The organism is Oleiphilus sp. HI0080 (assembly GCF_001635135.1).
The window spans coordinates 1-6,054 of record NZ_LWFU01000361.1; the positions used below are offsets into that span (position 1 = coordinate 1).

Annotated in this window: 5 protein-coding genes and 1 pseudogene; all 6 read right to left on the reverse strand. The window is 49.3% G+C overall.

The genetic code is table 11. The features are described from left to right. A partial coding sequence (locus A3751_RS05385; protein WP_068453154.1) for a D-alanine--D-alanine ligase occupies positions 1-821 on the reverse strand: 821 nt, incomplete at its 3' end. Beyond that, positions 818-2,260, reverse strand: coding sequence for a UDP-N-acetylmuramate--L-alanine ligase (gene murC, locus A3751_RS05390; RefSeq protein ID WP_068453156.1), 1,443 nt, complete (start codon positions 2,258-2,260; stop codon positions 818-820). The genes murC and A3751_RS05385, both read right to left, overlap by 4 nt. Beyond that, positions 2,253-3,341, reverse strand: a complete 1,089-nt coding sequence (gene murG, locus A3751_RS05395) for an undecaprenyldiphospho-muramoylpentapeptide beta-N-acetylglucosaminyltransferase (protein ID WP_231871754.1) — start codon at positions 3,339-3,341, stop codon at positions 2,253-2,255. Before murG ends, murC begins: the two co-directional genes overlap by 8 nt. Then, positions 3,338-4,486 carry a putative lipid II flippase FtsW gene (gene ftsW, locus A3751_RS05400; protein ID WP_231871753.1) on the reverse strand — a complete coding sequence of 383 codons (1,149 nt, stop codon included), beginning with the start codon at positions 4,484-4,486 and terminating at the stop codon, positions 3,338-3,340. Before ftsW ends, murG begins: the two co-directional genes overlap by 4 nt. Beyond that, positions 4,483-5,832, reverse strand: coding sequence for a UDP-N-acetylmuramoyl-L-alanine--D-glutamate ligase (gene murD, locus A3751_RS05405; protein WP_068453160.1), 1,350 nt, complete (start codon positions 5,830-5,832; stop codon positions 4,483-4,485). The genes ftsW and murD overlap by 4 nt, the downstream gene beginning before the upstream one ends. A gap of 7 nt (positions 5,833-5,839) precedes the next feature. Then, positions 5,840-6,054 (reverse strand): annotated as a pseudogene (locus A3751_RS05410) (phospho-N-acetylmuramoyl-pentapeptide-transferase); the annotation flags it as partial.

The window sequence follows — 6,054 nt, forward strand, 5'->3', positions numbered from 1 at the left end:
AGTAACCAAAACTTCCCATCCCTGTCTCGCATAACATCGACGCGACCCCACCCTTTACAAGCAAGGGCGTCGAAAGCCTGTTTAGATAAAGACGATATCTTTTGCTCATCTTCAGGGCATAAATTGCTCGGCAACATGTACTGGGTTTCGTTTGAGCGATACTTGGCATCGTAATCGTAAAATGTCGCCGCAGCTTTTAAACCAATTACGGGCAATGTCTGCTCACCGAGAATGCCTACCGTATATTCCTCACCATCAACCCACTGCTCTAGAATGACTTCTTGGTCAAGCTCCAAAGCACTTTGTAATGCTGCGTCGAGTTGCGACTGCTCACTCACCTTTGAAACACCAATCGATGAGCCTTCTCTAGAAGGCTTAACGGCCATCGGAAAGCCAATTAATCCAACGAGTTGTGACACTAGATTGGCATCTAACTTGTCGACATATCCAAACTGAGGCGTTGGAAGCTGCTTACCCTGCCATAGAAGTTTTGTCCGCAATTTGTCCATTGCGAGGGCTGATCCCATGACGCCACTACCGGTATACGGCAAGCCAATCGACTCGAGGACACCCTGAATAACACCATCTTCTCCTCCACGCCCATGCAACGCTAGGAATACGCGATCAAAACCTTTGCCCAGCAATGCATTGATATCGCCTTGATAATCTATTTTTGTGGCGTCTAGCCCCGCCGTCAGTGCAGCCTGATAGACAGCCTCTCCGCTATTCAGCGAAACCTCTCGTTCGGCGGAACATCCACCGCATACAACGGCAATTTTGCCCAACGCTTCAATTAGTGTTCGATCGGCTTGATAGCTCATCCGCCCTCCAATTCTGAAAGGTGGTTCGCCAATTCAAGACTGAGCTGGCCAACGTTACCAGCGCCTTGCGTAACGACGATGTCGTTATCACCCACGAGGTTGACTAACACTTCTTGTAGCTCAGTCGCATCTTCAATAAAAACGGGATCGAGACCTGTTCGCTGACGGATACTTCGACAGAGACTCCTGCTGTCCGCGCCCGGGATATGCTTTTCACCGGCGGAGTACACATCCAGCATGATCAACACATCCACCTCAGACAAAACACGTACGAAATCTTCATAAAGGTCGCTCGTGCGGCTGTATCTGTGTGGCTGAAAGACCATCACCAAACGCTTTTCAGGCCATCCATCGCGAATCGCCTTGATCGTTACACCCACTTCGCTCGGATGATGTCCATAATCATCAACGAGCATCACCTGACAACCATCGAACCGATAGTCACCTTGTATCTGAAAACGACGCCCAACACCTTGAAAGCCTGACAACGCGGATCTAATCGCATCATCATTGACCCCCTCATCGGTTGCCACCGCAATTGCAGCAAGGGCATTAAGCACATTGTGCTCGCCCGGCATATGCAGCTCGACATCAAGCTCTGGACGATCTCCCGGTCGAATCACGGTAAATGACGTGGTCATTCCATGCTGCTTCACATTCTCTGCACGCACGTCGGCATCAGCGCTAAAGCCATATGTAATCACCGCTCGAGATACAGACTCGGTCAATTCAGCAACAACTGGATCATCAATGCACATCACTGCCGTGCCATAAAACGGCAGGTTATGAAGGAAGTCGATGAACGTTTGCTTCAAGCGGCCAAAATCACCGCCATACGTATGCATATGGTCTGCTTCAATATTTGTCACCACAGAAACCATTGGCGTTAGATGCAAAAATGAAGCGTCGCTCTCATCGGCTTCTGCGACCAAGTATCTTGAGCCGCCTAGCTTTGCGTTAGTGCCGGCGCTATTGAGTCGACCTCCAATGACGAACGTTGGATCCATGCCTCCATTAGCAAGTATCGACGCAATTAAACTTGTAGTTGTGGTCTTTCCATGTGTACCGGCAATTGCAATCCCATGCCGAAAGCGCATGATTTCAGCGAGCATCTCGGCTCGTGGAACAACCGGTATTCGATTCTTTCTCGCCGCTATAATCTCGGGGTTTTCTTCATTGATCGCACTCGACACCACGATCACGTTTGCTTGCTCTACGTTTGAAGCGCGATGACCGACAAAAACCACTGCACCCAATGCTTGCAGATGCTTGGTCGTCACACTTTCATTGATGTCTGAGCCGCTTATTTCGTAGCCCTGATTGAGCAAAACCTCAGCGATACCGCACATCCCGGAGCCACCAATACCAATGAAATGAATGCGCTTAATGCGACGCATCTCAGGTATCTCGATATTGGTGTTGATCATCACTTCAGACATCAGACAAACTCCAGCAGGCTTGCGCAACGCGATCTGCGGCATAAGGTTTCGCTAATTTATGCGCTGCATTTGCCAATCGAGCGATGCGCTCCGGCTTCAACAACAGCGGTTTCAGCATTTCTGTCAAAGCATCTTCTGAAAGCTCTGATTGCGGCGCCAGCCACGCTGCGCCGCCATCGACCATAACTTGCGCATTCTTCGTCTGGTGGTCATCTACCGCAAACGGATATGGAACGAGAATGGCACCGACTCCAGCAGCACAGAGCTCAGAAACAGTCAGAGCACCCGCTCTACAAATAACCAGGTCAGCCCAGCGATACGCCGCAGCCATATCGCTTATAAACTCGCAAACATCCGCTTCGACGTTCAGCGCACTGTAATCAGACAGGGTGGCATCCAGCTTTCCTTTGCCAGTTTGATGACGAACCTCTGGGCGGATATCTTTTTCAATATTCGATAAAGCCCTTGGCAGCACCTGATTTAGTTTCAGCGCCCCCAAACTGCCACCGACAATTAATATACGCACCTTTCGCTCAGCAAATGTTTGCGGCGTAACTCGATGATGATCATGCGTTAAACGAACAATTTCTTCGCGAACTGGATTTCCGACAACTTCTGTTGCTAAATCATTTCCAAAGCTATTTGGGAAGGCTTCGAACACGGCATTAGCAAGGCGTGACAACAACCGGTTTGTCATGCCAGCAACCGCATTTTGCTCGTGAATTACGAGAGGTTTTCTAAATAGTCGCGCAGCCAATCCTCCAGGGCCAGAAGCAAATCCTCCCATACCTAAAACGCACACTGGCTTCACTTTTACCAACACAACACTCGCCTGATAGAGCGCCATGAGTAACTTTATCGGCGCCAGCAATAAAGTCGTCGCGCCTTTTCCACGCAGGCCTGAAATACTTAATCCAAAGAATGGGATTCCCTCATCAGAGATAACGTTCTCCTCAAATCCCCCTTTGGACCCCAGCCAAACAACTTCTCCGCCCTTTTGTTGCAGTTTTCTCGCAGTCGCCAAAGCAGGAAAAACATGCCCACCAGTGCCTCCTGCCATGATCAGAAAGGTCCTGTTCACTTAGGCCCCTCCTGTATAGCTACTTGCGTTTCCTGATGGATGCGCAGCAAAATCGCGATGCAAGCCATACTCACTATGAGTGAGCTGCCACCATAACTTACAAGGGGTAAGGTCAGTCCTTTGGTTGGGAGCAGCCCCATGTTTACACCCAGATTGATACTGGCCTGAACGCCCAGCAAAATTGCGATTCCGTAAGCGAAATACGCATGAAACAACAGAGCATTTCGCTCAGCGACGCGTGCGATCTTGAATGCACGATAGACCAATAAAGAAAACAAAAGAACAATCGTAATCGAGCCAATCAAGCCGAATTCTTCAGCCAAAATTGCAAAAACGAAATCCGTATGTGCCTCTGGAAGATAGAACTGTTTCTGGAGACTATTACCAAGACCTACACCAGCCACATCACCCCGACCAAAGGCAATCAGTGATTGAGTGAGCTGATATCCGGAACCAAATTGATCTGCCCACGGATCGGTATATCCTACCAACCGTTCCATCCGATACGGTTGAGACCAAATGAGAAGCATCAACACGATAATGCAGGCAACAACCAATAAACCGAATTGGTGAAGACGCGCGCCGCTTAAGAAGATCATCCCCATGAACGCGGACCCGATCACCACCGTCGCTCCAAAGTCAGGCTCACTTAACAATAAAAATGCAGCCAAAGTGAGAATGATCATTGGCTTTGCAAAACCCCACCAAGATGCACGTACTTCGTCATGTCTTCGCACGAGATAGCCCGCCAAATAGGCGACTAAAAATAGTTTCGCAAGTTCTGATGGCTGAATATTGATGCTACCTAACGCAATCCATCTTGTACTCCCATTTACTGTTTTCCCCAGCCCAGGAATCAATACCAAGACCAAAAGCAACATCGAGCAGGCAAGTAGGAACCAAGCGTTCTTCTCCCACCAGGAAAGCGGAACGAAATAAGCAATCAGACCAACCGCAAGACCAAGTAAAATGAAGGTACCGTGACGAGCAAAGTAAAAGAACGGATTGTCGTTACGTACGTCCGCGATATCGACAGAAGCAGACGCAATCATGACAAGACCAATCAACAACAGCGCCATGGCGGAGGCGAGCAGGGCACGATCGATCAACATACTGGTTTGCAAACCACTAGAATTACGGATCAAAGTTTGGCTACCTCCGCTTTGAAGGCATCGCCACGATGCTCGAAGTTCCGGAACATATCAAAACTCGCGCACGCTGGAGAAAACAATACGAGATCACCCGCCGCGGCCTCTTCTTTAGCGAGCGTAACTGCTTGGTGGAGGCTGTCAGCATGGATAACAGGCAAACTGCCTTCGACCGCTGCCCTGACGATATCCCGATCTGCACCAAATGCGATGACAGAACGACCAAATCGCGCCAATGGCTCTTTGAGTTCTGTTAACAATGCACCCTTCGCTTCACCACCAGCGATCAGCACAACCTTGCCGTCACCTTCTAATTGCGAGCCAAAACCAGCAATCGCCGCGGCACACGCGCCACCATTCGTGCCTTTAGAATCGTTAATATAGGTGACTCCATCAAGCTGGCGAACCCACTCGCAACGATGATCTAGGCCTTTAAAGGCTTTCAAGGCTCTAATCATCGCGTCTAAAGGCAAGCCTAATGAAGTTCCCATAGCAAGCGCCGCTAACGCATTACTGAAGTTATGCGTACCTGACATGTTTAGATCAGCTACATCAACCAAGGCCTCGAAGCCTTTCATCAACGTCGCGCCTAGCCTTTCATCGCTGTATGAAAACTTATTTAAATCAAGTCCGTTCATACCGTAATGAACAATTTTCATGTCTTGCGCACGTAATGGCTGACTTAATGGCTCGTCATCATTTACGACAACGGTTTTCGCGCCACGAAATATCCGTTGTTTGGCCTGAAGATAATCAAGCTTACTGGCGTAGCGATCCATATGGTCTTCGCTGATGTTCAACAGGCAAGCGACATCCGCATTTAACTTCTCAACGAGTTCGAGCTGAAAGCTCGATAGCTCCATTACGTAGAGATCCGCATTCTCGTCAATCAAGTCGAGTGCAGGCGTCCCCAAGTTACCGCCAACTCGGACATTTCGACCGGCCTCTTTTGCCATGTCACCAAGTAATACAGTCACCGTACTCTTGCCGTTCGAGCCTGTAATAGCCGCGATCGGCGCATTCGCATGCTCTGCAAATAGGTCGATGTCGCCTCTAATCTTCACGCCCGCCTGCGCAGCTTGAACCAAGGCAGGATGCTTCGGGTCCAAACCGGGGCTCAAGATAATTTCGTCCGCCAACACTAACGTTGATGCTTCGAGCTCGCCAAGCACCAGCTTTGTCTCAGGAAACTCCGATTTGAAGCGATCCAGATTTGGTGGAGCGTCACGCGTATCCAACATCGAAAATGGACGCCCTAACTTGGCCAAAAAACGCGCACAGGATAGCCCTGTCTCTCCGAGACCAACAACATAACTGTGCTTGTCAGATGCTATTAATGCCATGTGCGTTTTAACGTATCTTCAATGTAGCTAAACCAACCAAAACCAGAATCACGGTGACAATCCAGAAACGGACGATGACACGTGGTTCAGGCCAACCTTTTAATTCAAAATGATGATGCAGTGGCGCCATTCGAAAGATGCGGCGCCCTGTTAACTTGAACGATGCGACCTGCAAGATGACAGAAATGGTTTCCATCACGAACACGCCCCCCATAATAAATA